The organism is Ktedonobacter sp. SOSP1-52 (genome assembly GCF_016587395.1).
This window is the reverse complement of the sequence record NZ_BNJH01000003.1, coordinates 1,392,484-1,417,300: the sequence shown is the minus strand read 5'-3', so window position 1 is coordinate 1,417,300 and position 24,817 is coordinate 1,392,484. Positions and strand designations below refer to the sequence as shown.

Genomic DNA, 24,817 nt, shown 5'->3' with positions numbered 1-24,817 from the left:
GCCTAGCGGTACATCATCACCTCAGCGGGATGCAAGTGATATGCACAACATACAAGCGGCGAGTGACCAAACTGGTCGTGACGACCATGTGAGCTTGTCAAAAGGAGCACAGGCACTGCAACAAGTATTGGCCCAACCGACAAAAGAAGTACTGGCAATGCAAAAGCCTCTCAAGCATCTCTTAGTGGTTGAGGACGATCTTGATCTTGCGAGCCTCGAAGCGAATTTCCTGGCAACTCATGGCTTTACTGTTATCACCGTACACAATGGAGAGGATGCCATAGCTTTCTTGCAGGGCAGTCTCCCTGATATGGTCGTACTCGACATCGAACTGGCTGGCAGTTTAGACGGCTGGCAGGTGTTACACTTCCTGCGACACCGCGCCAACGTCCCGGTTTTGCTGACGACAAGCGCGATTGTGGGGGTACGCAAACAGCTACGAGACCATGCAGAAAGCCGAGCGACGCTCGACCACCTGGCAAAACCGTACACCATGCCTTCACTCCTCAAACAGGTGCAGCGCATGTTGATGGTCGCCCCCAATTCGTAAGCCATTGATTCTTCACTAAGGAGGTTCATATGGATCGCAAGGAAGATCGAGATATCCTGCGCAAGGGTGGTTTCGCTGAGAATGAAGTAGTAGAGTTGAGTAAACTGCGTGCCTTCCACGCGGAGAAAGAGAAGCAACAGGCAGCAGCTACGAAGCGTCGTCTGGAGTTTATTCGCTGGCTCGTCGTCACTGGAAAGTTGAGCGACCAGATCGCTTGATGAGGAAATATACCAGCGCTTTCGCCTGGAACAGATACACAACCGGTTTCTAGAAAGCCAGATAGACAAGCTTCGAGCAGAAAGCTTAGAAATGGCTTAGAAACCGGTTGTTTTGGTTATTGATAAAAAAACACCACAAAAACATAATAAAGAAACCATGGATGCCGCAAGAAATTTCTGCATGTGGCAGCATCCATGGTCCCGAACGAATCAGCACTAGTCTGGGTCTTTTTCCCATACCCCACCTACTTCTAGCCAGCACCTATGAGTGCTGCAGGTGAGGAGTAGGCGCCACCAAGACATCGAGCAAAGCCAGGAGCGAGTCCTCAGGCTCCTGCTCCGACGAGCGTAGCGCCTTCATCGCCTCTTCGATGTCCTCATCCGAGAGATACTGAGGCAGAGGCAAACGCGAGACAGTATTTAGAATATTCTCAATAACCCCCACTGGGGGCTCCATCTGCCCAAGCTGGCTAAAGAGCCTGTCAACCTCATCATCCGCCATGAAATCATCAGCGTTCTCGACATTATTTACAATATCTGCATTGAAGAAATCTTTATCAAATGACTGCTTGTCCATATCTGCTCCCTCTTTGTTCGTATGTATTGCTTCTAAGCATATCACGAACAACATAAGAAAGGAGTTTCAGATTTCCAAGCATTCTTATCTAATTTTTAAAAATTCCCTTTATTAGCTTAGATAGTAGCCTTCAATGTCTGCCACTGGAGCGCAAGTGCCTGGCGCAGCAATGGGCGTGCACGCTGGAAGTAGGTCTTCGCGGTCGCCTCAGGCATTTTCAAGGTACGGCCAATCTCTGAGAAGCTCAACTGACCAGCATAACGCAGTAAGACAACCGAACGAAACTTGGGAGGGAGATTATCGATAGCCTGGCGCAAGGCGCGCTGCAAATCATTATGTTCAGCAGTCTCATCAGGCAGTGGGCTATTGTCGGGCATGATATCCAGCGGAGAAAGATCATCATCGTCACTGGAAGACTCCAACTCGGAGAAGTGAATCGCACGCTTGCGGCGCAGCTCATCGAGACAGCGATTACGCGCGACCTGGAATAACCATGCCTTCAAAGGCTCACCAGTACGCAGCTTTGGCATGGAAATATATAGCTGCAAGAATACTTGCTGAAGAATATCGTTTGCCAGGTCATAGTCGCCAAGGCAATGGCAGATAAAGTTAAACAGCGCCACGTTATAGCGGCTGACCAGCATTTCAAAACCAGTCTGATCGCCAGCCATTGTGCGCTGGACGAGCATACCATCGGTAATTTGAGCGGCTTCATTCTTCGCCTGGGATTTAGAGCGTTCACGTACTTGCATTCTTGTTCCAACCTCGCTTTCTCTTTGTCCCCTATAGAGTAGCCTCTTCAGGTTGGGAATTCAAGTATTTGGGGGGGTTATAAACTCTGCTATAAACGACTTTAAGCGTAAACTAACAACATTAAGACCACATAAGCTTAAGCTTAGAGAGATTTTAATCGATTCCTAATCTTCCTCTAATCGTTCTTTAAGCGATCTCTAAGCTTTCCCAGGGGCGGGGTGAGGTTGGAACTGCAAGATAACTACATATAGTACGAAGCGCCAATCCCAAAGAGATACAAATCGTTAACTATTGCGAGACTTCGGATGTGCTAAGACAGCCAAATAACACATCTTAGAACATTTAGCTACACCGTTACACAGAGACGTTTATTCGCAAGCTGGGAGGATAGAAAAAGGCCCCTTCAGCGGTGTGAAGAGGCCTCTGCCAAGCAATTCTTAAGCATTGCTAGCTGGGCTTAAGCTTTGTGCTGTGTTTTCTGAAAAAGTTAAATGCGTGCGAGGTTGGGCGAGCTTAGTAAACGGCTCAGGAACTGGTTCGCGGTGCGCTTGTCCACCCGCTTGCCGATGCGCGCCAGCAGGACGTTGCTTGGCTCCATGCTGACATTGGGTTCGGTGGTGGGATACTCGATAAAGCCTTGCGAGCCGAAGAGGCGCGAGATCAGCTCGCGATAGCGATAGACAGAAATGCCCAGGCTCTCCGTATCCCAGTGCCAGGAGAGGCCAATGGCGAAGAGAATCATATCTTCAAGGGCGTCCAGTTCCAGGGCAAAAGCCAGCATATTGCGCGCAATACCCGCACCGCGCCAATCGGAACTGACTTCAATCGCGACCTCGTAGAGATTCTCAATGCCCTCCCACCATTCATCGGCGGGGGCAATGGTCACCTGACCTACGATGGCCCCAAGGGGAGTATGAGCCAGGGTCAACGCGCAATCGGGACTACGCGCAATATCGAGCAGTAATTGATGCTCGCGCTCTGGCAGACGCGCAAAGGTGCGCAAGCCGGGGTCGGGCCGCAAACGCTCCACCAGCGAGGCCGGGCAGAAGTCACGCAAGAGTAAAGGGCCTCTAGGGGTCTCCAACGAGCGACTACGCGAGGGCGAGGTCGTAGGATCTCGATTGAGATGGAGGAGGTCGAAGAGGCCCGCCAGGGGGGAGCGATGGCGTCCAGCAGGGAAGGCCTGGCGCACCGAGGGGGGAATCACCAGGTGGCGCACCAGGGCCGCCGTGTGGCGATTGGTGCTGCTGATCGACATCCGGCGTGGCTGGGCGGGAAAATGCTCCACGCTGTCCATAAAGGTGAGCGGAAAGTCGTGTGGCATGGAGGATTTCCCCATTACCGACTGCGCCGCCTCGTCATCCTCCCTGACCGCGAGCCAGATAGGACGCCAACGCTCAACCCACGGCTCGGGCAACATCTCTGGCAGCTCCTGCCCCGTCATCTCGGCCCAAACCATGCTCCAGGCACGCGGAACCACGCGATAGAGCGCATAGCCACCACCACCAACGGCCACCCAGCGCCCCTGGCTATATGCATCCGCCAGGCGGCGAGCCATCTTGATCTGGGCACGAATGCCACGCATCGTCAGGCTCAGGTGTGTCAGCGGGTCCCAGGCATGGGTATCACAACCATGTTGCGTCACAATTACATCAGGCGAGAACGAGGCCACCAGCGGCAAGAGTAGCGATTCCATCATCTCAATATAGGAGTCGTCTTCGGTGAAGGGTTCCAGCGGCACATTGACCGCGAAGCCGCGCCCACTGCCACTCCCGGTCTCCAGGACATCCCCAGTCCCTGGAAAGAGATAGCGCCCCGTCTCATGCAGCGAAATCGTCATCACGCGAGGGTCATCATAGAAGGCACGCTGTACACCATCGCCATGATGGGCGTCAAAATCGATGTAGAGCACCTTGGCCTCGCTGGCCTGCAGGACGTGCGCGATGGCAATGGCCACGTCATTATAGACACAAAAGCCTGAGGCCCGGTCCTGCCAGGCGTGATGCAGGCCCCCGAGGGATGAAAGACGCGCAGGGGGCGCTCCTGCTCCGGCAAGCTCTCTCCCTCTGGCAGGCCCATCACCGTCGATAGCGCAACCAGCGTTCCCCCAGCAATGCGCGCGGCAACCTCGTGCATGCCGGGCAAGGCGGGCGTGTCATCGCCGCCAAAGCCAAAGCGCAGCTCCAGACGCTGACGCTCCTCACGCTGGCTCGCGTTGCTCTCGTCCCCCAGCGGCTGGCTCAGGCGTTGCACGGCTTGGATATACTCAGGCTCATGCACCAGGCTCAATTCTTCATAAGTAGCCTGGCGCAGGGGCAAACAGGTATGCTCGTCCTTGGGATCCCAGAGACCAGAGCACTCCAGCAGATCCGTCAAGGCGCTTAAGCGTGCCGGCTGCAAGGGATGCTGAGGGCCAAAATTGTAACGTAACTCCTCTGTATCGAAGAGTAAGCGAGCCAGAGTGGAGTTGTTGTCTGCCTGCGTGCTGGTCGATGGCGTGATCTCATTCGGCATGAATCATGTCCCCTTCTGCTGGAGAAGCACCAAATGCATATTGAACACCCTCCTGCTGCAAACGCATCAGCAGGGGAGCTGGATTAATTGTACCCAGGCGCACAACGGCAAGGGAGGGCACTCCACCTTCGGAGGGGGTCGCGAGCACGCTGCGAATATGCACATGCATCTGCGAGGCAATATCCAGGAAACGCGCCAGGGGCGTAATATCCCCCAGCGGCAGCGCCAAAGTCAACTGCATTCCTGGCTCAAAGGCCCCCATGGCACGCGAGAGAGCCACCAGGAGATCGCTACGCGTTACCAGGCCTACCAGGACCGTCTTACTCTCACTATCCAGCTGCTCATAGGAGACCACGGGCAGATAGTTCAAGTTTCGCTCAACCAGGATCTGCGCGGCAGAGGGGACGCTCGTGGTTGGCGTCACGCGAATCAAGGCACGATGCATGACCTCCACGACGCGGCGCTCAAGCCAGGAGCGTTGCAGCGCTCTACTGGAGGCTTCCTGGCGCGCGAGGGCCGCCTGTATATCGATATCGTGAGAGGTCAGCATGCCTTCAAGCAAGAGCAGCGTCTTATGCTTCTTCTTGCTCTTTGACTCTGGGTCGGCCACATGACGTACACGCGCCACGGGCAGATGGTGGAAACCATGTTGGCGCAACAAATTGACAGCGTGGGCAAGCGTAGCATCTGGAGCAACTGTCGTTAGATTGGTAGACATAATATCGCGAACGATCATTTATTTCCTCCCTACGCGCCAGAGCGGAGGCGACGCAGTCTCCCCTTAGTCGGAGAGAGGCAACAGTACAGAGACGCAACCAAATAGAGAAAAGCGACCTCCGGTGGAAACAGTTTGTATCATAGCATATTAACCAGCCACTCTTCACAACTTCTTCGTGTACCCACCGTAAATATGCGTAGAGAAAGAACATCACACTTTATCACGCCAGGCTACATACGCAGCCATCTACACGCGTCTATCCTGAAGATAGAGATGCAAATTTTTAAAGAGATGAGGAATAGCCAATGGCCGAAAATACTGAACATACAACGCCACGTCCTATACAAGCATCCGATGATCCAACAATTCCAGGAGCACAGACACACAATACGGCGCAACCCGTTCAAGGCGAGCCCAACGTCGACGAGGTTACCATCCATCCCCTGGGCGATAGCACCGTTCCCGAACGCCCAGCAAACGAGAACGCAGCATCTTCTACCAGGGACGATGTGACAGAAGCAGCAGCAAGCACGATAGAGAATCCAATAGAACCCACAACCGATGTCGACCTACCACTAGAGCTAGAGGAGAAACAAGCCCAACCGGGAGCAGCCACCATTCCACCTACGATCCCCCCGGAGGAGGATCACGAGGGCGCGGTGACCGTGTCACCCACACTGCGCGCTTCTGAAGAGACCCCGGCAACGGTGAGCGTTCCCGTTGAAGCCTTTACACCTGCTCCCAAAGAGCAGCAGGCCCCCACGACGCCAGCCCTTCCCTTTATGAGTATTGAGGACCTGGCGCAATTACGTGTAGTGGGGGAGCCACAGATCTCACCCGATGGCAAACGCATCGCGTTTAGTGTGCTCCAATGCGATACGGAGACCAATAGCACGAGCAGCGCCATCTGGATCGTAGAGAGCAGGGGTGGCAAGACCCAGTCTCCCTGGCAGGTCAGCAGTGGCACACAGCATGATTACGCGCCTCGCTGGTCGCCCGATGGACGCTATCTCTCCTTCTTAAGCGATAGAGAGGGCACACCACAGATCTATCTCCTCCCCTTGCGGGGCGGCGAGGCCCGCCAGCTGAGTAATCTTCCCCTGGGTGTCTCCGCGTATAGCTGGCGACCCGATGGCGCGATACTTCTCGCCCATAGCGCCTGGAAGGCTGCTGACGAGCAAGGATCGGGACAAGGAGAAGAGACCTCCTATGTCGTGATGCGCCTAGCCAGCCATTGGGATGGTTCAGGCTATAAGCATGGTCGACATGAACAGCTCTGGCTGCTGGGGCTGGACGGCACGGCGACCCGCCTCACCTCCGAACCAGTCGATCTCGCCCAGGCTTGCTGGTCGCCTGATGGCAGCGAGATCGTCTTTAGCGCCAATCGCCGGGCGGATCCCGACCTGAGCGTGAGCGCGGCCCTCTGGGTGCTGACCCTGGCTACAGGACAACTGCGCCGTTTGACGCCTGAGGAAGAGCTAGCCCAGATGCCTTCCTGGTCGCCTGATGGCAGGTCTATTGCCTACTTGCGCTCACCCGACCAGACAGAGGCGAGCAATATCTCCCCCTGGATCGTCGCGGCCAATGGGCAGGAGACACCACATCCCGCCGCCACTGGAGCCGAGGTCATCAACTCTCAGATGTGGATTATCGATGAGCTACGCACCGACTACCTCGTAGCACCTCAGTGGTCTCCGGATGGGCAAGCGCTCCTGGTTCCAGGACAAACACATGGACAGATTCATCTCTACCGCATTAACCCCACAAAGAATACGATTGAACAGCTCACGCGCGGTAATGGACGCTACCTCTCGCCCCAACTCTCACGCGATGGGCAGACCATCGCCCTGGTACGCGCGGACTGGTTTACCCCTGGCGATGTCTGGGGTATGGACGGGAATGGCGGAAATTTACGCAAGCTCACCAGCGTCAACGACGCACTGCTACGCCAGCGCCAGCTACTTCGTCCGAAAAAGGTGACCTGGAAGGGGGGCGATGGCACGACGGAAATCGAGGGCTGGCTCTACCTACCAACGCTTGAACAAGGGAGACGTGCTCCCCTCATCCTGGCGCCACATGGTGGTCCCTCCCTGGCCTGGGGAGATAGCTATGTCCATGAATTTCAGGTCCTGGCGGGGCGCGGCTACGCCGTTCTGGCGCCCAATCCGCGAGGCAGCGCTGGCTATGGCGAAGATTTTTGTCGCGCCGTCCTCAACGATTGGGGAGGCGCCGACTTCGCGGACCTCATGGCGGGGATTGATGCCATGATTGCGAACGAACCCATTGATGGTGAGCGCCTGGGTATCGGCGGCATCAGCTATGGCGGCTATATGACAAACTGGGCCATTACGCAAACTGGGCGTTTTAAGGCTGCAGTCAGCCGCAACGGCATCAGCGATATTACGCACGCCGGCATGCTCTCGGATCAGACACTCTGGTTCAACCTCTCGCTCACAAGCCCAGAGCTACAGCGCGAGCGCTCGCCACTGACCTATGTCGAGCGCATCACGACGCCGCTCTTGCTCTTACATGCCGAGAACGACCTGCGTTGTCCCACCAGCGAATCGATCCAGCTGTTTGTGCAGTTGCGCAAGCGCAAGCAGATGGTGCAACTAGTGCGCTATCCCAACACCGGTCATCTGATGGATTGGCCAGCCGTGGGTACACCCAGGCAGCGACTAGATCGCCTGCGCCGCACCATCGCCTGGTTCGAGCATTTTTTGTAGGGTAAAAGTAGGAGAAGCATAAAACGCCCGGCAGCCACTGGCTGCCGGGCGTTTTATGCTTCTCCTACTACTAATTAACTGGCGGTAAAGAGTTGGACGACGTAGAAGATGGCCGCTAGCGCCAGGAAGATACCAAAGACGGCTGTAATAATGCGCGAGACCCGGTGCGTGCGACGCAACATATGGGCCGGCGGCTGAAAACTATACAGAGCCACCCTGGCCGAGACAATAAAGATACCTACCAGGAAGACAAAATCCAGGACGCGTATAGGAAAAGCGCCATTAAAGACCGCGAAGGTGATCACCACCGCGCCAAACATCAGAATAGCACCCAGGATTTCAAGAATGGCCAGCCCCATAAAGCGCGGCTCATCAAAGGCCGCGCCCAATAGCCTGGGAGAGATGCGCAAGATGAGTACTAAACCACCAATATATGCAATAATACTGAGCAAAGACAGAATTACTAATTGCATGCGAACGTATCCCCGAAATTTTTTATCCCAAGAAAATTTTTATCCCCAGGAGAACACGCGGGCATCTTTCTCTAAGAGACGCGCGTTCTTTTCGCCAGGAGCAAACAAGTAGACGTCAGAGGGCGCCATACCTTCGGCGGCCTCACTGCTCTGTAGCGCGAAGGCCTGCCCATCGCTGCGCCAGGAGACACCTCCTGAGACGAAAGGCGCATACGCCTGGGTATCTTGCGGGTGATCGAGGAAGACCAGGTAAGGCCCCTGACCAGTAATATGATGCCGCTCGGAGGCCACAACAGCGTTACCTTGAGGACTCCAACGCAGCAACGCATTCTGGGCCAGAAAAGTCGCAGGCGCCTGCGAAAATACCTTTTGCGTGGCGCTTCCATCAACCGGCACAATATCGAGCGAGCTGGCCTCCTGACCCGGCGTTCCGTTCTCAATCTTCTGCACAACGAGCTTCGTCCCATCAGGCGAGATATCCCAACCAGGCTGAGTTAGCGCACTGCTTTGTCCTCCAGCACACCAGGTCTCCTTGCCTAATTCCACGACCTGCTGGCGCGGCGCGCCCACGTCATTGACCGACAGACGATAAATCGCCAGGTGGCTATCTTGCTGCCCAGGCTGTTCTACCGTTTCATAATAGAGCTGTCCCTGGCGATAGCGCAATGAGAGCAGCATCGACTGCCCCTGCTGAGCATTGATAGGCGAGGTTGCGCCAAGCTGCTCGCTCGAAACGACCTTAATCAGGCTATGCGTCTGCAAATCATAGCGGTAGAGGCCCGCATCATTGCTTGTTTTTCCTGTAACGCCATTGTACCATGCCAGGAGATGTTGCGCATCCTCCCAGAAGGCGTACTGCCAGGAATCGCTACGAGGTTTTCCCTCCGCCCTGGCATCTGTCGCGACCTGGGGCAGGGTGATGGACGTCAATTGCTGGGTACTGGTATCAAGCACATACAGGCTACTGGTAGCGGTATAGTCTGGCTCGGGGCAGCCACCACCACCAACACCCGCGGGCAGAGCATTAAAGAGATAAGAAAGGTGTTTATGGTCAGGCGACCAGGCAGGAGACTGCCAGAACACCTCCGGCGCCTGCGAGAAGTCGAAATGGGTTACCTGAGTCGCATTTTCGCTATTGAGCGCCATCCAGAGCTGATTCTGACGCACAAAGGTATAGAAGCCAATCTTTGAGCCAGCAGAAGCCGCCTGTAGCGTGGGGGTGGGCGAAACAAGCACGGCCGGAGTACCATTGCCAGTATCGGGGATACCTGAAGGCACAGAGCCACTCTTTGGGCTACAGGCGGCTAGAAGCAACACCAGGCCCACAGCCAAAATAAGCATCGTCAGAGAGAGAGATCGCCGCATAGCAAATAACCTCAACATCTACATTTAGAGAGTTCAGCGGTTGGAGCTCATAACAATAAACACATCGATACAAACTATATCAGAGTATGCCACTATATCGCAGCCTATCTATGCAGAGACATAGCCCAAAGAGGCTATAGGCAGCCCCTCTCTCATCCTTTTCAAGCCAGGCGACATATGGTACAGTTTGAAGGCAAAAAAAGAACAGCATAGCGAGCAGGAGCAAGAGCAGATGGCCGAACTGGTATGGAAAAAGAAACAGCAGCAAACGAGTGACACGGAGGGGAGCAATTTAGCGACCTCGCGCCCGCCCATTGAGTTGATTACCATGGACGAAACATCAGAAGTCAATAATGAGCCTGGATGGTCTAATCGGCTCATCTGGGGTGATAACCAGGATATCTTGCCAGCTCTCCTCCCACTCTTTCATGACCAGGTCAATCTCATCTACATTGACCCACCCTTTATGACCGGGCGCACCTTTGGCCGCAAAGAGCAACTGGCCTATAGCGATACCTGGAACAATGACATTGATGCCTACTTGCAATGGCTCTATCCCATTCTCCAGACCCTCCATCAACTCCTTGCCCCGGCTGGCAGCATGTACCTTCATCTCGACTGGCGCACCAGCCATTACGTTAAAGTAATGCTGGATGAAATTTTTGGCTTCAACGTTCAGGGCAATGGGGGAGGCTTTAAAAATGAGATCATCTGGCACTACCAGAGCGGGGGACAGACCAGGCGCTACTATACGCGCAAACATGACACTATCCTGTTCTACACCAAGTCCGGGGACTATTGCTTCCATAAAGAGCGCATCGGTGAACGACGTGGGGCGCAGAAACGCAACCATATGCGCCAGATCGTGGGGCCAGATGGACAGATTAGCTGGACAATCAAATCAGCGGGAAAGCTCTATACCTATAGCGAAGATACGCTCATTCCTCCCAGCGATGTCTGGAGCGATATCAGCCATCTGCACCAGCGCGATCCCGAGCGTACAGGCTACGCCACGCAGAAGCCCGCCGCGCTCCTGGAACGCATTCTCCTGGCTTCATCCGAGGAGGACGACCTGGTCATGGACTGCTTCTGTGGCAGTGGTGTCACGCCAATCGTGGCGGAGCACCTGAAACGGAGATGGATTGCCTGCGACAAGAGTGAGCTGGCCATTACCACCACCAGCCAGCGACTCCAGCGACACACGCTGCATTACCCCTATAAAAGGCTATATACGCTACAAGCAAAAGAGAGCAACTTCGGCTAAAATCTTCAATGGCTTGATACTACATAGAGAGAGGCTAATCCTGGTCGTATGCTATAATGAGCATACATAGGCAGTTTCTATGTACGTAGTCAGAAATTGGAATAACAAAAATAGCCATGCTTGAATTGCTAGAGCAACTTTTTCGCCAGGTGCGACACTACTCGCAAACAGAACGCTTTGACCGGGATAGAGCCAGAGTCTATCACCAATCCTCAAAGCACACAACCATGCAATTCGATCGGGACGCGGAAGATATTATTATCGAAGGTCTAATCCAGAGTGGGCATGGCTTTGAAATCGTCACGGAAGAACGCGAAACCCTTTCCACCAGCGACAACGTCCAGTATCGGATCATTATTGATCCCATTGACGGCTCTACCAACGTGGCGCGCGGCATTATGATCGCAGCCGTGGCCATGGCAGTCCTCCCTATTGACGCCCCGGTTGTGCCCGAGCACGTCCAATGGGCACTTGTGGGAGATCTCTTTAATGGGAGCGTCTACCAGGCTGAGCGTGGAAAGGGAGCGTTCCGCAATGGCCTACGCTGCCAGACCAGTCATGCTACCAGTCTTAAACATAGTCTGGTGGGTTTAAACCTGGATAAGCGCGATGAACGCGTGGTACGCAATCTTCTGACAAAGCCGCCTACGACCAGTCAGATTCGCCGTACGGGAAGCACAGCCATTGATTGCGTCTATGTCGCCAGCGGCACATACGACGCCTATATAGATGTGGGAGATGTCGTCACGGGGGAATCATTCCTCGCCTCCGCCAGCATCGTGTTAGAGGCAGGGGGAGTTGTCAGCGATCACCAGGGAAACCCTTTGCGTCCAATCCAGAACTTGACCGAGGGCTATTCACTGGTCGTTGCCGGAACCAAAGAGCTGCATGAGGCCATTCTCACAAAATTATTGTGAAGTGGTTCATTGTTCTTCCTCACAGGATAAAGGTACTCTTGTGTATATACAGACATATTAGATACGCTCCCATTGACGAATATTCATATATATACACGCATTTCTATATGAGAGCCAGATAGGCTGGCTAGAGAGATAGAGGGGGCCATGCACAATAGAGAACGTCATCATCGAGACAAGAGATACAGACGGCTCACCAGGCTACTTCCAGGTGTGATCGTTCTTGGCCTGCTCTTTTTGAGCGCGTGTAGCAGCCTGCCCAACTCCGCTAATCAGACCACGGGGACGAGCATTTCCACGCCAACGGTTGATGCCTCGCTCAAGAATCAAGGCGATACTAAGCTGCAAACCTTTCAACAATGGATCACCCTGATGAAACAATCGGGTGGTGATACCACCACATATGACCAACAATTTAGCGCATCAAAGCAGGCACTCGACAGCGCAAAATCGGCGTCTGCTTACCAGACTGCCCTGAATACCCTTAACGGCCAGATTGCCTCCATTCAACTCAACGCGCTCAAAGCCGAGAGTAAGAATCTGCAACAGAACCTGGCCAAACAGGTCAGTGACTGGGGCAACGGGCATAGCTATCATGACACCTACGACAATACAAACTACCCACTGGGCTTTGAATATGGCTCCAACGGGATTGGTGGGTGGATTCAAGATGACCTGGACGCCGCGAAGAACGTTGCTGACTACCAGCAGGCCATCGAGAATGAGCAGATGTACCTGTACAATTTTCAGGAAATGAAAAAAGCCAGCGCCGACAAAACACCCTACAACCAGGTCCACCAGAGCGACATGGACATGCTCAAACACTATAACAAGATGGACAGCAAAGTCGTGGTTGTCTCACTGAGTGAAGAGGCTATGCGCCTCTACGACCATGGGAAGCTGGTCAAGGCCTTCCTGGTCACGACCGGGCGTCCCAATAAGCCAACCCCTCCAGGAACCTGGTGGGTAGAGGGCAAAAAAGCGCCGACCGTCTTTAAATCAGGGGTCAAACCAGGAAATCCCGACTATTATCCTGACACACCCATCAACTACGCAATGCAGTACCATAGCGAAGGCTACTTCATCCACGATAGCTGGTGGCGCGTCAACTATGGCCCGGGAACGAACTTCCCCCACGCCGACGATAGCGGTGACTCCTTCTCCTCCCAAGGCTCCCACGGCTGCGTCAACCTCTCCAAGGAGAACGCCAGCCAGGTCTATGGCTTCGTCCAGTTATATACCGGCGTCTTCATCTACTAATCTACCAATATACAAGTAAAGAGAAGCGCCCTGGCAGCCTGAAGGTTGCCAGGGCGCTTCTCTCATAAGAGGCATTCCCTGCAAGGGATATACACTGCGCATATCTACTCGCGTGGAGTGAGCACGGCGCTAAAGGTCTGCCACATTCCGACAAACATCGCACGGGGCATACGCGTGAAGTTTGAGGGAGCAGAATCAGCAATATAGACATTCTGACTATCGCCACCGCGAATGACAAAAAAGTGACCACCTGGAAAATAGAAGGAATCGCGCACGCTGACAATGACCGGAGCGCCGCTATTTGCGCTATCAATGACCTGTTGCAGGGTGCGAGTCCGACCTGCGCTGGCATTGAAGCCATAGCTATCAGCAGTCATCGCGATTCCCTCTTCGCGCAAAAGGCCAAGATTGACGTCCCACACCCCCAGTTTTAGCTCCTGCGTCAACACATCAGAGGCGATAAGATGACGCCCATAGGCATTCATCACCATCTCTAAGGCAATCCCTGAACAGGAAGAGTAGCTCCAGACCTGGAGTTGATACAGGTTGGCATACTGATGAGCGTCAGCCGAATCGACTCGCACCAGGAGCGAGCTAGCACTGGTAGGCATACCATGGCTCGTGGGTTCATACGCTTTATCGCCATTGGCGGAGGTATTAAACAGGCCCAGGCTCAGACCCTGCGAGAAGCTCTTGACGCTTCCGCCGGCGATCCCAGTCTGCACGAAGAGTGTCAACACAAAGAGCACAAGCACGCCCAGCGAAACCAGCGAGCGACGATGCTGATACCAGGGCGACGGCCTCGAAACAGGCATGAGCGCGCCTGTAGGCTTCTCAACGGAGACAATCTGCCCATCATGCAGGTGTAAAATAGCGGTCACGTGGCGATCCAGGGGGTGAGCCGGGAGGCGATTTTGCGCGGCAAACATCTGCTTATTACGTTGATGGTCACGCCAGGCACTCACGGCAACAAAAGCAACAATAGACAGCATCACGACAGTCAGAAATGATGTGATGGCAGCAGCCGACATATACAAAAACCCCATTAATATTGTAAGAATCTCTGGGGCGCAAGAATCCTTGCTTGCGCATGGAAAGATGCGCCGTTACGCTTTCCCTGAATCTTTACATTCATAATTAGCCATCCATAAGTATAGCCCAGGTACTCGCCACATAACTAACCCATCCCCCAAAACGGCCATATGATGGGAGTCTTTCCATATTCGGAGAAACAGCAAGTCCTTCTCTTGAGAAAAGAACGCAACGGTAGCAACTTTTCGTATTGTCGGTGGAGGAATATGCCTTAGATTGCCATGCCCTTCATATCATAGATTTCTATATTTGCACCCATCGTATGTCTGTAAATGACCACCTGCTGAATGGTATGGTGCAAGGGTAGGACCAGAAACTCCGCGTTATCATTGGTCCCATGGGGACGTACACTCAAGGATCCATATTTGGGGAGGGAGAGCAAGAGCGTCTCATCGGCATCGATAACGCCAAGCTGGTGAAATTTGTGGTAGATCACCCAGGAGATAGCAGTCCGGTTCGCCAGGAGCAACTGTTCGCCGTCGCTATGGAGATGGAGACCAATACGAGGAAGAGCAAAAGGGGTCCAGCCGCCAGAGCGGCGCAGAGGTTGTGTCTGGGTCTCAGGAGGAGAGGCCTCAACGGGATCAAGAATTGTCTGCAATTTCATCGGAAGCGCACCCGGACCTTTCGCAAAAGCAAGCGTGTTAAAGAGCAAAATACTCGAATAATACCAAAACACAACATTACCAGCCAGGATGCGAAAGTACAAGGCGAAATCGACAATAATCCGACATTTTTACACAAGTCAACGAGAGAATATAAAGCAAATATGCTATACTGACCCGGCAAAGCATGCGCAAGCATCCAGAGCATACACACACGCTGAGCATAAGCAAGGGAGGAGGACCACATACAATGGAACCACACTTCTACCTGGGCTGTCCCATGTGGGGCTACAAAGCATGGGTGGGAACAGATTTTTTTCCGGCAAAGACACCCGCGAGCGATTTTCTACGCCTCTACAGTAGAAGACTGACCTGCGTTGAGGGCAACACAACTTTTTACGCATTGCCCTCCGAGGAGACCGTGGCGCGCTGGCGCCAGGAAACCCCAGATACCTTCCGCTTCTGCCCCAAGGTCTCACGTGATATCAGCCATAGCGCGCCACTCGACGCGCAAAAGAGCGCCGCGCTCCACTTCCTTGAGCGCATACGCGGACTGGGCGAGCGCCTGGGACCTATCTTCTTACAGCTGCCCTCTTCCTTTGGTCCTGGGCAACTGACCCAACTCGAACACTTCCTTGACTTCTGGCCGCAAGACGCACGCCTCGCCGTCGAGGTGCGCCATTCCGACTTCTTTAAACCACCCCATGCCCAGCCCCTGGACGAGTTGCTCCAGCGCTATGCGGTAGCACGTGTGGTTATGGATACACGCCCGATACGCACAGGATCGAGCAGCGAGCAGCAGATGCTCCAGGCCCGCGAACGCAAACCCAATCTACCAGTACACATAGCTCACACTACAGACTTTGCCTTTGTCCGCTATATCGGGCATCCGCGCATGGAGGTCAACGCCCCCTTCCTCGATACGTGGGCACAACAAATGGGCGCATGGCTCAAGCAGGGAACAACCGTCTATGCTTTCTGCCACTGCCCATTTGAAGAGCACTCACCGGCAATCTGTCGTGAACTCTATACCCGCATCAAGGCACACGTCATGCTTCCGTCTCTGCCATGGGAAACTGAGTCGTCAGCGACGGAAACACAGCCGACGCAAGGTCGTCTCTTTTAGCCATCAAGGTAGGAGAGACAGGCAGATGAACAATGGGAGATGTCACAAGGGCTGGACGCGTCCAATGGTTGCGCACATGGGTCGCGATGGCACGGCGATAAGCCTGCGTATAGCGCTCAGCCATGACCTTGACCGAGAAATGCTGCCCCACATGAGCGCGCACCTGAGCACGGTCAAGCTCCTCAATATGTGCTATAGATTGCACCATCTCCTCAAGATTGGAGACCAGGAAACCACTCCTGGCATGATGCACCACCTCGGGAGCGGCCCCTCGCCTAAAGGAGATGACAGGACAACCTAGCGCCATTGCCTCAAGCATGACCATACCAAAAGGCTCTTCCCAGGTAATGGGATTGAGCAGCGCCTTCGCGCGACTGAGGAAGTCGAGCTTCTGCTCCATATTGACAGGACCAATATATTTGATCCTTTCTCCATCAAGCTCAGGCTCAATCGCTTCCTCAAAGTAACGAACAGCCTCTGGCAGGTGACGATCCACAATGCCCGCCAGCACCAGTGGCACCCCCACCTCCTTCGCCGCAGCGATCGCCAGGTGCGCCCCCTTCTCAGGAACGAAACGTCCTAACCAGGCCAGGTATGGCTCTGGCTCGCTGGTCGTCGGCATAAACACCTGCATAGGCAGACCATGAGGAATCACACCCAGAAACTTGAGGTCATAAGGAACCTCTTTACGCGCCTGCTCGCTAATGGCGACCAGTGGCACGTCGGCAAGCCAGTCCATATAATAGCTGTCCGCGTCACCAATATAGGCACCTGCCCGGTCAAAGGGAAAGCAGCTATGGAGCGTCATAACTCTGGGAACCGAGAGGCTCGCGGTGAGCGGCAGGAGGTACATATCAGAGGCAGAAGAGAGATGCATATGCACTATATCGAAGGTATGCTCACGAATATACTCAACAGATTTTTGCAAATGATAGAACGCCTTCAGATGAGCGTACCAGGGTACGTCATCCTCCACAAGCGCTTTAGGTAAAAATGAGACCAGGCGTGCCGATGTTTTGGTATCACCAGGAGCAAGAAGGGTGACAGAATGTCCCTGAGCGACCTGCTCCTCGATTAAGTTATAAATGACAACTTCAGTCCCCCCGTAATTTTTAGGTGGAATAGAAATCCAGGCGGGAGCAATATGTACGATGTTCATATGATAATTTCTCCAGGCAGTTCAACGCACTACAAAGTTGAGCCAACCACCTCAGAACATCCATGAACAGGAGCGGGTGAAACCGGCAGACGAGGTATACACAATATGCTTGCCTCCTCAAGCACCGGTAGTAAGAGAACAGGAGAGAACCATTGATCTCTCTTTATCATCTCTAACACGGTGTGTCACGCAAAACTGTTACACACTTATAAAAGGATGCATGCATATTTATTTTTATTATATAACAAAAATGAAAAATAAGCAAAACCTTATTGCTGCATTAAGAACACCGCTAAACGATATAATATTTAGCTATATCATCTATTTATAGTTTAAGCCTAAGACCAGAGAAAGATATAGATGCATAAAAGCGGAAACTTGATTGGATACCCTTGGGCAGGGTGATCTCAACAAACAACCAGTATTGGGCAAATCTTACCTCGTCTATTTTTCTAAGGTGTAGATACTGCACAAGAAGCAATTTTCTCGCCCATCCTCGACTTCTGCCCCTACCACTCTTCTATTTCCGTTTCACCAATCGAGCGTTAGGTGGATAAAGGCTAGATTATTGCACTGTATATTAGCTGCAATAGTCTAGCCTTGCTCTCATTGGGGACTCACAAATTCGCGCCTGCGGCGCTACAATGTAGGGTGGAACAAAGCAAAAATAGGGACTTACTCCAATAGACAGGGACAGATCTCTATGTTATAGATAATGAAGACGGCAAACGTTCATTTTCTCTACAGTGATAAGGATCTCTAGCAGATGCGTGTACGACCATTTTTCTGGTTTTTCCTGGCTCTTGTCTGTGTTGGCGTCTTGAGCGTGGCGCTACTTCGACCCGCGATTATTCCAGCCAAACTCCAGGTACAGATTAGTGAGGAGAGCCTGGTCGCCAACCATGCGGCACTTATTCATCTTCATCTCACAGATACTCAAGGGCTGCCAATTAACCAGGCGCAGGTAACGCCCAGCGCCCAGATGCCCAATATGCAGATGGAACCCATTAGTTCACACGTCGCTCCGTTGGGTTCGGGCCAATACGCGATACATATGTATCTGACGATGGCGGGAACCTGGGAGATCACCTTTCAGACACAGGCCGATGGGTTCGCCCCCCTTACCTATATACTGCATGTCAAAGTCGAAAAAGACCCATATACCTCATCAGCAGGTTCGCACGCGCTCTCCCTTCTCAACAGGCCAGGATATAGTCGTGCCTATCAATCTATGCTAGACTATGGCAAGATATAGCATCAAACACCAAAGTATACTATGTGAAGCGAGCAGACAGTGATTCATTTTCTCGTGCGGCAGGTTCGACGTTGGCGACTCTCACTTTTCGAGAAAGTCATTCTCGCCAATACTTTCATGCTCCTGGGCGAGGCCCAGGTCGGCTTCTGGGTTACCAGCCATAACCTTGAATCCGCGCATTACCTGCTAGACACTGCTTTTATCGTCGTGGCGACCCTGACAACTGTGGTGATCAACTTCATCCTCCTCCGCCTCAGTTTCCGCCCCCTCTTTAGCCTACTCGCGACCATACGCCAGATCAGTGCAGGAGAGACTCAACTACGAGCACCTCTTGATAGGCATGTAGACACCGAAATTGGCGAGCTAGCACTCTCCTTTAATACCATGCTTGATCGCCTGGAACATACACGGCAAGAGCAAACGCGCCTCATTCTCCAGACACAAGAGAATGAGCGCCGGCGCATCGCCCTGGAGCTGCACGATGAGGCGGGGCAGAATCTGACAGCACTCCTTATTCATAACGAGCTACTGCGCCAGCAGCTTCAACTCCTGCCCCAACAGGAGATGCACCCCGCGACCCGGCAGCAGCTTGAGCAAGGCCTACTACACCTGAACCAACTCACGCAAGAGACCCTTGAGGGAGTACGCATCCTGGCGCAACAGCTCCGCCCCAGCGTCCTGGACGACCTGGGGCTGGCAGCCGCCTTTCGCTGGCTAGTTGAAGATAGCACGCAACGGCTCCAATTGGAGGTTGGGTTGACGCTTGAGGGCATAAGCGAAGAGGTTCATGCCCTGCCACCGCTTTACGAGACGACGCTCTTTCGCATCGCCCAGGAGAGCCTGACCAATGTGGCACGCCATGCCCAGGTACAGAAGGCCAGGATAACACTGCGCCAGACCGAGCAACATCTCTTGCTCCAGATTAGCGATCAAGGCTGCGGCTATGATCCCGCCAGGGCGCATGCAGGTTCGGGAGTCGTTGGTATGCGTGAACGAGCCTCGTTACTCCAGGGAACACTAACCCTGCGCTCACAGCCAGAACAGGGCACCCATATCGATGTCTGCCTCCCCCTGCCAGCACAGGCGACATCTCCACAGATTCTGGAGGAAGGAAGAAGCTATGACCCAGAGCAATCCAGTACGAATCACGCGTATTGTCCTGGCCGATGACCATGACCTCTTACGCCAAGGCTTAACGCTCCTCCTGCAAGCCCAGGCCGATATGCGCGTCGTGGGCGAGGCCCGTAACGGCCTGGAGGCAATCAAGCTCGTTCAGGAGCAATGGCCCGATATCGTCGTCATGGATATTAGTATGGCTCAGCTCGACGGGCTGGAGGCCTGCGAGCGTATTCGCGCCCTGGCCCCTGGCACGCAGGTGCTTATGCTCACTATGCACGAGAGCGAAGAATATTTTCTCCAATCGCTCAAAAAAGGGGCCGCAGGCTACATTGTCAAGAAAGCGGCGCCCACGGAACTGTGCAACGCGGTACGTACTATCGCGCAAGGTGGGGCCTTCCTCTACCCAGGTCTGGCTAAAGCCTTGATTCGCGCCTATGTCGCGCCACAGAATCCGCCTGAGCAACCTGGCTCACTCCCTCCCCAAAGGGCCAAGCTAGACAAAGCCTTACAAACGCTCACTGGGCGTGAGATGGAGGTCTTGAAGCTGGTTGCTGAGGGCTCTACCAATCAGGAGATCGCCGATAAGCTGGTCATTAGCATCAAAACAGTGCAGGCCCACCGCTCAAACATGATGGAGAAACTGGGATTGCATGACATTACCCAGCTGGTGCGCTTTGCATTGCACTATGGCCTGATCTCACCTCAAATCTAGCCAGAAATTAGGCCAACCAGTGATACTCTATAGGACATCTGGCCGCCAAAAACACAATAGGAGAGAGTCGTTTCGCAACTCTCTCCTATTGCCCCCAACAGGGACCCAGATGCCGGGTCATTGATAAGTTTTCTCCCCCAAGACAGCTCACCAGTACCGCTCATCTGAAACCTCAACATGATTACATCATTTGACGTTTTCATCCCGCATATTAAAGTGAGGAGCAATCGCTTATAGATAGTCCTATACGCAGGATGCGCAAATAAGCGGTACTTAACCCGGGCATCATTCGTCTCTACAAACGCTACATATATATAGAGCATGTAGTCGATTTCGTTCCCCAGGGCATATAGTAGCCGATGGAGTAGAAGAACGGGTTATCGACTTGTTAAGATACGATTGAGATTCATTGGAATATAATACTTCAGGTTGAGAAAACGACATACACAAATCCGGCAGGAGAACTATAGACAGTGGCTGTCTTGAACGAGCAGAGAGCATACCTCTTACTCTGCACGCTCTACCTACAACAGCAGCGAGCTAATGGTCAGGGCCAGGACAGCAACAAGCGTCACATAATCCATTCCCCGCAATCCAGTCTCGTGTAACATGGTCGGCTTGCCATCGACGGCATATCCTCGTGCCTCAAGCGCTGTTGAGAGATCATTGGCGCGCTGAAATATACCTCGCATCAGGGGAATAACCAGCATGGTAAAGCCCTGAAAGCGCCCGGCCAGGGTTCCATCAGCCAGTGACGCTCCACGAGCCTGCTGTGCCTTACTAAGTTGCTCAATCTCCTCCAAGAGTGTCGGGATAAAACGCAACGCGATCAGCAGCATCAAGGCGAAATCATCAACGGGGAAGCGTACCAGGCGCAAGGGGGCCATCAAGCTGGTAACGCTCTCAACGAGTATGACCGGCGAGGTCGTGAGCATAATCAGCAGCGAAAAGGCATAGAGCAACAATAGCCCTTCCACCTCAAAGACATACCAGACGCCCAGACGCGTCACAAACACAGGCCCAAGCGCCAACATCTGGGTTCCGGCGCTACCAGTAAGCAGCCAGATACCCACCAGAGAGCCAAGCAGCAGAACCCAGGCGAGAAAACGGAGCCGCCTCACCCATGGACGCCGCCAGAAGGCCTGTACCGCAGACAGGCGGAGAGACTGAGAGGCCACCACGACTAGGGAAACGCCAAGGATAACCAGTAGCCCGTTCAGGGCAATACTATAAGAAACAGGCCAGGGACCCAACGTGTAGAGCGCACGATCGTCCTTAGGGACGACGGTGGCAAAGGGCAGCGTAAGTGAGCCGAGCAAGGACAGCAGCAGGAGAAAGCGCATGCGCAACCAGAGCGCGCGCGGCGCGATGCCTGAAGCGCAAATCGTCGCAGCCAGCAGGATGATACCTACGATATAAGGCGCAAAATGCCATGTACGCGTCTCCGCGATATACAGCCAGATCGCACACCAGAAGAGCAGCACTAGCTTGGTACGCCCTCGCAAATGATGGAGGAAGCTTTGACCAGGATAATAGACGCCAATCGGCAAATTTTGTAGCATTATCTCTTTCTTCTCTCATGGACCTCCTGCCTGGAGGCAACTACGACGATGAGCGGGAGAGCTTGCTATGTGTAGCTAGCCAGGCAAAAGCCTCTTCGAGCGAATAGACATCAATGGGAAGCGGAATCCCCTGCTGCCGCAGCAAGACAAAGAGCTCGTGTAACGGCGGTGGTGCCAGCCCCCAACCTACAAGTTGATCCGCCTGGGCAAAGATCGTACGCGGAGTTCCCTGGGCAACCAGTCTCCCCTGGTGGAGGACCAGCAGATTATCCGCCAGGGCCGCGACCTCAGTCATATCATGTGAAACCAGAATAATGGTTATGCCTCGCTCCAACGAAGCCTCGCGCAGATAGGTATAGAACTCGGTACGAGCTTCGGCATCCAGGCCTACTGTTGGCTCATCCAAAATCAAGACCGTGGGCTGCATCGCGAGGACGCCAGCCAGGGCAGCACGCCGCCGCTGACCACCACTCAGCTCAAAAGGCGAACGTTTCGCGTAGCGCTGGGGCGCGAGTCCGACGCTCTCAAGCGCCGTGTTCACCCGCACCTCTATCTCAGCGGATGGCAATTTCATCCGCCTTGGGCCAAAGGCTACATCGTCGAAGAGGGTTTTCTCAAAAAGCTGCATCTCCGGAAACTGAAAGAGCATCCCCACCCGCTGTCGCAGTAAACGCAGGTCGACGCCCCGCGCAATCACCTTCACGCCATCCACGATGACCTCGCCCGCAGAGGGAAAGAGCAGACCATTAAAGTGCTGGATAAGCGTGCTCTTCCCAGAGCCCGTGACGCCAATGATGGCGGTGCAGCTCCCACGAGCAATCTCCAGGCTCACCTCGTCAAGCGCCACCTTTGGCTGGGAGCCAGCTTGATAGATATGCTTCAACTGACGTACACGAATAATCGGCTCAGACACGGGCTACCTCCCGCGCAATGGCCTCCAGCGTCAAGGCCTCGGGCGCGATAGAGAAACCGCTCAACCGCAAGCGCTGCGCCAGTTCTAGCGGCTCAGGGATAGCCAGCTTCAAACGCCGCAAATGCTCCAGGTCACGAAAGATCTCAACGGGCTGCCCCTCATGCGCGATACGGCCCTGTTCCATTACCACCACGCGCTCAGCCAGTACAGCCTCCTCCAGCAGGTGTGTCACCTGGATCACAGCGAGACCATACGCTTGCTGAAGCTGATGCAACAGGCGGGTAATCTCGCGGCGGGAGAGCGGATCAAGCATAGATGTCGCCTCGTCGGCAATGATACACTGTGGGCGAAGCGCCAGCACTCCAGCGATTGCCAGGCGCTGACGCTGCCCTCCGGAGAGCTTATGCGGAGGTGAATGGCGCAAATGCGCGATGCCAACGGCCTCAAGTGCCTGAGAGACACGCTCTCGAATCTCCTGGCGCGAGAAACCACGCACAGAGAGAGACCAGGCCACATCATCCTCCACAATGGTGGCGATGATCTGATTATCGGGATGCTGAAAGATCATGCCCACACTATCACGCACATAGCGCCGCTTCCCCTCATCACGCGTATCAATACCATTCACCAGTACACGCCCGGCATCAGGCAAGAGCAAAGCGTTACAATGGCGTGCCAGGGTTGACTTGCCGCTCCCATTATGACCCAGGAGCACGACGTATTCGCCACGGTCAATCTGCAACGAGACCTCATTGAGCGCGAGGGAGGTTGTAGTTTCTGCCTCACCAGAAGCTGGATAAGCATAGCAAATACCCTGCAAGTCAATAAATGATGCCTGTTCTCTCACGCGGCCTCTCCTCTCTTTTCCTGCCTTCTCCAGCTGTGCAAACGTAAGAGCATCTCACGCACAAGCTTAAAGGCCCCCATAAGGAGCCTGCGCACGAAACGCTCAATCCGTGGTCCAGGGAACGGGCGCACATCATAGCCAAGCAGGCGTACAAACAAGTTGATAGAGGTATAGACAATCGTCACAAATGGGAGCATGATCGCGCACATTACAAGATAAAGTGTCAGCCACCAGTACGACTTTAACCAGAGTCCAAGCGCCTGTGCACGCGTGGCCCAGGTATGCTGCCACCAGGCATACCATCCCAATCGCTTTGTGAAGAGCGTGACAAGCTGACTCATGCTAGCGTTAAGCTGGTCAATGGTATGGGTAATCGTCCCCAATGGACGACCCGAGAGCACAAATACCAGCAGGACCAATCCGTAAAACGCCATAGCCCCACAAGTAATGCCAATGAAGAGGAGGAGCCAGTGCGGGAGACGCAGGCGCATGGTAAAACCCAAAAAAAGCCCGCCCACACATTCCAGGAAGATGAGCGGCATTGCCGCTGGTCCCATCAACACCAGAATCAGGAAGAGTGCGACCCCCAGGCCAAAACAGGCCGTATAGAGTCCACGGCGCAAGACCAGAACAGCGAAGACCAGAAAGATCAGGCTGCGAAAGACCTCTCCCACCAGGGGCAGATAAGTCACAGCCAGTTGCGCGATAACCGCGACATCAGCCAACAGGGCGCCCTCAGCGATTTCAATAGCTTTTAAATTTCGAAACATAGAATTTACATACCTAATTAAACTGCTTTTCTCTGATTGTAGCCTTTTTTTGCCAGAACACAAGGCCGTACGACCAACGCAGTACGCACACGCGACATTAGAAGCCAGTATATGTCAAAGGCAGAGAAGAGGGCAGTGATAAAGTTCACATCCCCGCCCAAAACACGCTTTCTCAAGCAATGCCCTTTTTGTTAGCGTACCGGAGGACTACAAAAAGCGCCTAAAAAACGGCCCGGAGAGCCTGCTTCCTGCTGGGACGCCCGGTACTATGCGTCGTTGCCATCACTGGCGGGGCATGCTATAGTACAAAACCGTGACAGAG

The 24,817-nt window shown here is 53.9% G+C and carries 24 protein-coding genes; 10 read left to right on the top strand and 14 right to left on the bottom strand.

Going from position 1 to position 24,817, the window contains the following annotated elements; all coding sequences use genetic code 11:
- The first annotated feature begins 40 nt into the window (after window positions 1–40).
- Window positions 41–550 carry a response regulator transcription factor gene (locus tag JMJ16_RS31470; RefSeq protein ID WP_201378729.1) on the top strand — a complete coding sequence of 170 codons (510 nt, stop codon included), beginning with the start codon at window positions 41–43 and terminating at the stop codon, window positions 548–550.
- Window positions 551–579: 29 nt separating this feature from the next.
- Window positions 580–768, top strand: coding sequence for a hypothetical protein (locus tag JMJ16_RS31465; protein ID WP_007904785.1), 189 nt, complete (start codon window positions 580–582; stop codon window positions 766–768).
- 262 nt (window positions 769–1,030) lie between these two features.
- Here JMJ16_RS31465 and JMJ16_RS31460 read toward each other — a convergent pair whose 3' ends face one another.
- The 5 genes from JMJ16_RS31460 to JMJ16_RS31440 all read right to left on the bottom strand — a co-directional run bounded on the left by JMJ16_RS31460 (window position 1,031) and on the right by JMJ16_RS31440 (window position 5,348).
- Window positions 1,031–1,345 (bottom strand): hypothetical protein, encoded by a 315-nt coding sequence (locus JMJ16_RS31460; protein WP_201388026.1) that lies wholly within the window; start codon window positions 1,343–1,345, stop codon window positions 1,031–1,033.
- 116 nt (window positions 1,346–1,461) lie between these two features.
- Window positions 1,462–2,097: an RNA polymerase sigma factor gene (locus JMJ16_RS31455; RefSeq protein ID WP_201378732.1), complete on the bottom strand. Its 636-nt coding sequence runs from the start codon at window positions 2,095–2,097 to the stop codon at window positions 1,462–1,464.
- A 488-nt stretch (window positions 2,098–2,585) separates the two neighbouring features.
- Window positions 2,586–4,055, bottom strand: coding sequence for a hypothetical protein (locus JMJ16_RS31450; RefSeq protein WP_255553255.1), 1,470 nt, complete (start codon window positions 4,053–4,055; stop codon window positions 2,586–2,588).
- Window positions 3,938–4,612: a hypothetical protein gene (locus JMJ16_RS56155; protein ID WP_201388024.1), complete on the bottom strand. Its 675-nt coding sequence runs from the start codon at window positions 4,610–4,612 to the stop codon at window positions 3,938–3,940. Before JMJ16_RS56155 ends, JMJ16_RS31450 begins: the two co-directional genes overlap by 118 nt.
- Window positions 4,602–5,348 (bottom strand): CBS domain-containing protein, encoded by a 747-nt coding sequence (locus JMJ16_RS31440; protein ID WP_201388023.1) that lies wholly within the window; start codon window positions 5,346–5,348, stop codon window positions 4,602–4,604. The genes JMJ16_RS56155 and JMJ16_RS31440 overlap by 11 nt, the downstream gene beginning before the upstream one ends.
- Window positions 5,349–5,635: 287 nt before the next feature.
- On the opposite strand from JMJ16_RS31440, the gene JMJ16_RS31435 reads away from it, so the two are divergent.
- On the top strand, window positions 5,636–8,056 hold the full coding sequence (locus tag JMJ16_RS31435; RefSeq protein ID WP_201388022.1) for a S9 family peptidase: 2,421 nt from the start codon (window positions 5,636–5,638) through the stop codon (window positions 8,054–8,056).
- Between the two features lie 74 nt (window positions 8,057–8,130).
- Here the strand turns inward: JMJ16_RS31435 and JMJ16_RS31430 are convergent, their stop codons facing one another.
- Both JMJ16_RS31430 and JMJ16_RS31425 read right to left on the bottom strand, forming a co-directional pair.
- Entirely contained in the window at window positions 8,131–8,529 is a 399-nt protein-coding gene (locus JMJ16_RS31430) for a hypothetical protein (RefSeq protein ID WP_201388021.1), read from the bottom strand.
- 39 nt (window positions 8,530–8,568) lie between these two features.
- Window positions 8,569–9,894, bottom strand: a complete 1,326-nt coding sequence (locus tag JMJ16_RS31425) for a hypothetical protein (RefSeq protein WP_201388020.1) — start codon at window positions 9,892–9,894, stop codon at window positions 8,569–8,571.
- 187 nt (window positions 9,895–10,081) lie between these two features.
- Between JMJ16_RS31425 and JMJ16_RS31420 the strand changes: the two genes are divergently transcribed.
- The 3 genes from JMJ16_RS31420 (at window position 10,082) to JMJ16_RS31410 (ending at window position 13,335) form a co-directional block, all read left to right on the top strand.
- Window positions 10,082–11,158, top strand: coding sequence for a DNA methyltransferase (locus JMJ16_RS31420; RefSeq protein ID WP_201388018.1), 1,077 nt, complete (start codon window positions 10,082–10,084; stop codon window positions 11,156–11,158).
- A 116-nt stretch (window positions 11,159–11,274) separates the two neighbouring features.
- Window positions 11,275–12,075, top strand: a complete 801-nt coding sequence (locus tag JMJ16_RS31415) for an inositol monophosphatase family protein (RefSeq protein ID WP_007904804.1) — start codon at window positions 11,275–11,277, stop codon at window positions 12,073–12,075.
- Between the two features lie 147 nt (window positions 12,076–12,222).
- Entirely contained in the window at window positions 12,223–13,335 is a 1,113-nt protein-coding gene (locus tag JMJ16_RS31410) for a L,D-transpeptidase (RefSeq protein ID WP_201388016.1), read from the top strand.
- A gap of 104 nt (window positions 13,336–13,439) precedes the next feature.
- Here the strand turns inward: JMJ16_RS31410 and JMJ16_RS31405 are convergent, their stop codons facing one another.
- On the bottom strand, window positions 13,440–14,366 hold the full coding sequence (locus JMJ16_RS31405) for a C39 family peptidase (RefSeq protein ID WP_201388014.1): 927 nt from the start codon (window positions 14,364–14,366) through the stop codon (window positions 13,440–13,442).
- A 272-nt stretch (window positions 14,367–14,638) separates the two neighbouring features.
- Window positions 14,639–15,034, bottom strand: coding sequence for a hypothetical protein (locus JMJ16_RS31400; protein ID WP_201388012.1), 396 nt, complete (start codon window positions 15,032–15,034; stop codon window positions 14,639–14,641).
- A 248-nt stretch (window positions 15,035–15,282) separates the two neighbouring features.
- Between JMJ16_RS31400 and JMJ16_RS31395 the strand changes: the two genes are divergently transcribed.
- Entirely contained in the window at window positions 15,283–16,158 is an 876-nt protein-coding gene (locus tag JMJ16_RS31395; protein WP_201388011.1) for a DUF72 domain-containing protein, read from the top strand.
- Here the strand turns inward: JMJ16_RS31395 and JMJ16_RS31390 are convergent.
- Entirely contained in the window at window positions 16,082–17,317 is a 1,236-nt protein-coding gene (locus JMJ16_RS31390) for a glycosyltransferase family 4 protein (protein ID WP_201388010.1), read from the bottom strand. The two genes, JMJ16_RS31395 and JMJ16_RS31390, sit on opposite strands and share 77 nt — an antisense overlap.
- A gap of 766 nt (window positions 17,318–18,083) precedes the next feature.
- On the opposite strand from JMJ16_RS31390, the gene JMJ16_RS31385 reads away from it, so the two are divergent.
- The 3 genes from JMJ16_RS31385 to JMJ16_RS31375 are packed head-to-tail and all read left to right on the top strand — an operon-like array spanning window position 18,084 to window position 20,403.
- The gene (locus tag JMJ16_RS31385) at window positions 18,084–18,572 is read left to right on the top strand and encodes a FixH family protein (protein WP_201388009.1); all 489 of its coding nucleotides are present in this window, start codon (window positions 18,084–18,086) and stop codon (window positions 18,570–18,572) included.
- Between the two features lie 39 nt (window positions 18,573–18,611).
- Window positions 18,612–19,742: an ATP-binding protein gene (locus tag JMJ16_RS31380; RefSeq protein ID WP_201388008.1), complete on the top strand. Its 1,131-nt coding sequence runs from the start codon at window positions 18,612–18,614 to the stop codon at window positions 19,740–19,742.
- Window positions 19,693–20,403: a response regulator transcription factor gene (locus JMJ16_RS31375; RefSeq protein WP_201388007.1), complete on the top strand. Its 711-nt coding sequence runs from the start codon at window positions 19,693–19,695 to the stop codon at window positions 20,401–20,403. Before JMJ16_RS31380 ends, JMJ16_RS31375 begins: the two co-directional genes overlap by 50 nt.
- A gap of 524 nt (window positions 20,404–20,927) precedes the next feature.
- On the opposite strand, the gene JMJ16_RS31370 is transcribed toward JMJ16_RS31375, so the two are convergent.
- The 4 genes from JMJ16_RS31370 to JMJ16_RS31355 are packed head-to-tail and all read right to left on the bottom strand — an operon-like array spanning window position 20,928 to window position 24,495.
- Window positions 20,928–21,965 (bottom strand): energy-coupling factor transporter transmembrane protein EcfT, encoded by a 1,038-nt coding sequence (locus JMJ16_RS31370; RefSeq protein ID WP_201388006.1) that lies wholly within the window; start codon window positions 21,963–21,965, stop codon window positions 20,928–20,930.
- A 40-nt stretch (window positions 21,966–22,005) separates the two neighbouring features.
- Window positions 22,006–22,878 carry an energy-coupling factor transporter ATPase gene (locus tag JMJ16_RS31365; RefSeq protein WP_201388005.1) on the bottom strand — a complete coding sequence of 291 codons (873 nt, stop codon included), beginning with the start codon at window positions 22,876–22,878 and terminating at the stop codon, window positions 22,006–22,008.
- Entirely contained in the window at window positions 22,871–23,725 is an 855-nt protein-coding gene (locus JMJ16_RS31360; RefSeq protein ID WP_201388004.1) for an energy-coupling factor transporter ATPase, read from the bottom strand. Before JMJ16_RS31360 ends, JMJ16_RS31365 begins: the two co-directional genes overlap by 8 nt.
- The gene (locus JMJ16_RS31355; protein WP_201388002.1) at window positions 23,722–24,495 is read right to left on the bottom strand and encodes a hypothetical protein; all 774 of its coding nucleotides are present in this window, start codon (window positions 24,493–24,495) and stop codon (window positions 23,722–23,724) included. The genes JMJ16_RS31360 and JMJ16_RS31355 overlap by 4 nt, the downstream gene beginning before the upstream one ends.
- Between the last annotated feature and the right edge of the window lie 322 nt (window positions 24,496–24,817).